This is a genomic window from Burkholderia sp. APQ4-4ca (assembly GCF_057837105.1).
In genome coordinates, this window is record NZ_JBYQCG010000091.1 from 1 (window position 1) to 2591 (window position 2591).

The 2591-nt window shown below is 56.7% G+C and carries 1 protein-coding gene and 2 pseudogenes; 2 read left to right on the top strand and 1 reads right to left on the bottom strand.

Going from position 1 to position 2591, the window contains the following annotated elements; translation table 11 throughout:
- Both AC3IFE_RS10785 and AC3IFE_RS10790 read left to right on the top strand, forming a co-directional pair.
- A pseudogene (locus AC3IFE_RS10785) lies at positions 1-530 on the top strand (IS5 family transposase); the annotation flags it as partial.
- A 236-nt stretch (positions 531-766) separates the two neighbouring features.
- A complete protein-coding gene (locus AC3IFE_RS10790) occupies positions 767-2017 on the top strand; it encodes a YagK/YfjJ domain-containing protein (RefSeq protein ID WP_489190508.1) in 1251 nt (416 codons plus the stop codon).
- Between the two features lie 82 nt (positions 2018-2099).
- On the opposite strand, the pseudogene AC3IFE_RS10795 reads toward AC3IFE_RS10790, so the two are convergent.
- Positions 2100-2591, bottom strand: a pseudogene (locus tag AC3IFE_RS10795) (IS5 family transposase); the annotation flags it as partial.

Sequence of the window (2591 nt, forward strand, 5' to 3'; positions counted from 1 at the left end):
CAGATCGACTTTTCGCGAGCCGCTGTCGATTCGTCATCGATTCGCGCCGTTGGGGCGGGCCAAAAACTGGGCCAAACCCTACCGATCGCGCTCGACCCGGTTCGAAGCACCACATCGTCACCGATGCCAACGGCACGCCGCTTGCCGCGATCCTGACCAGCGCGAACGTCAACGACGTCACGCAATTGCTGCCGCTGATCGACGCGATTCCACCGATTCGCGGATTGCGCGGCCACCCACTGCAGAGACCGCGTGTGGTCTACGCCGACCGCGGATACGACTCCGAGCGACATCGAAAAGCGTTGCGCAATCGTGGTATCGAACCGGTGATTGCCAAGCGTCGTACCGAACACGGCAGCGGCCTTGGAAAATATCGCTGGGTCGTTGAACGCACGCATGCTTGGCTGCATCACTTCCGTCGCCTCCGTATTCGTTTCGAACGCCGTGCCGATATTCACGGCGCGTTCCTCAAACTCGGTTGCTGCCTGATCTGCTGGAATACGCTCCGACGCGCCGAGCAGTCTTTATGAAACCGTCTCTTAGTCTGATCGGAGTGATCTGTTGGACCGCTCAAGAATGGTCAATTTCTGAATATAACGCAGAGTCACCTAGCTGGATCGTCTCATCTAGAAGAGATCGACGGACGATCTGGTCAATATCGTCATTTCAATAAAAAGATATGTAATACGAAATATTTTTATAGAAAATGAAGAAAATCTCATGTTGCCTTGGAAGTCGCCGAGACCGAGCAGCCGCCGAAAAGTGGTTGCTCGAATATGCCGTCAACTCCGCAAAGAAGAATGACAAGCGTCGCACCTACGATGGTCCTGATGCGCGCGCGGAAGATGCGGCGACAATCGCGCAGTCCGTCTGGAGGATTATCAACTCAGACGACGTGCTGTTCAGCGTCATACGCAAGCGGGAATGCTCGCCCGGATCACCCAACCGAGTAAAGCTTGTCTCGACCACGCTCGGAGCCGCGTTCCTACGTTGCTTGTTGGCTGACGTCGAATACATTGCGATGGCTGATCCGATCGACCAGGCGAACCCGTTCATCGGCTTGTTCAAGCAGGTCATTGCACGGAACGCTGAGGCAGACGCTGCGGGAGGTACTTTGCATCAACCCGTCCGGTATGAACTTCGGTATTGGACGAAGATTCGTCGCTGCTTGACCGATGACGAGCTATGGATCTTCGAGAGCGGTCTGAATGGGGCCGTGGAAGAGATTCGAGAGCAAGGGAGGGCGAAGCCGTTCGCTGACGCGCTGAAGCCGTACACGCGGCTGGCTGCGAAGAACTACGGCTCTCTACTCGAACTGATTCGAGCACTGTTCCGCAAGTATCACCGCCTGCTGGTGATTCGCGTCGACTTCGAATATGGCAAAGCACATCGATCGGTTCCTTTTTCGAAAGTACGCAAGCACGGGGAGGCGTTAGTGAGGTACCTGAAGCGTGTTCAGCATCGAAAGAGGAACATCTACAAGGGATACGTGCTCAAGCTGGAGTACGGTTTGCAACGTGGCTGGCACTTCCACGGATTGATCTTCCTTGACGGCGATGTCGTACATGGCGACGTTCACTACGGCAAGATGTTCGGTGAGCACTGGAAGACGACCACAACGAAGGGTATGGGCGCTTATTTCAACTGCAATGCGAACGCTCGGAAGTACGGTAACGACTGCGGAATCGGAATCGTCGAGAGTGATGACATAGGTCGCCGGTATGCCCTGGAAACGCACGTCGCAGGCTATCTGACGAAGCCGGATTTCTACGCGCCAATGATGAAAGTGGATGGCAAGCGTCTCTTTTTCAGAAGCGAGGTACCGAAGACGCCGGCAGTGAAGCGAGGGCGCACGCGTACGAAGCCAGACGTGGTACCCGTGCTCGAAAAGATGCCGCTACCGTTTACGGCAAGGCGCCGTTGTGGAAACCTGCTGCCGAAGATACGGAAGCCGGACTCGAACGAGACCGAATGGGAAGCATATCGCTATCCGTGGGAGTTGCTTGCTCAAGTCTGACGCCGCTGCATCCTATGCTGGCGAACACCCCCGGAGTTCGCTGGCGAGCGATACACAAGATTCCCGTGTCTTAGAGACGGTTTCATAAAGACTGCTCGGCGCGTCGGAGCGTATTCCAGCAGATCAGGCAGCAACCGAGTTTGAGGAACGCGCCGTGAATATCGGCACGGCGTTCGAAACGAATACGGAGGCGACGGAAGTGATGCAGCCAAGCATGCGTGCGTTCAACGACCCAGCGATATTTTCCAAGGCCGCTGCCGTGTTCGGTACGACGCTTGGCAATCACCGGTTCGATACCACGATTGCGCAACGCTTTTCGATGTCGCTCGGAGTCGTATCCGCGGTCGGCGTAGACCACACGCGGTCTCTGCAGTGGGTGGCCGCGCAATCCGCGAATCGGTGGAATCGCGTCGATCAGCGGCAGCAATTGCGTGACGTCGTTGACGTTCGCGCTGGTCAGGATCGCGGCAAGCGGCGTGCCGTTGGCATCGGTGACGATGTGGTGCTTCGAACCGGGTCGAGCGCGATCGGTAGGGTTTGGCCCAGTTTTTGGCCCGCCCCAACGGCGCGAATC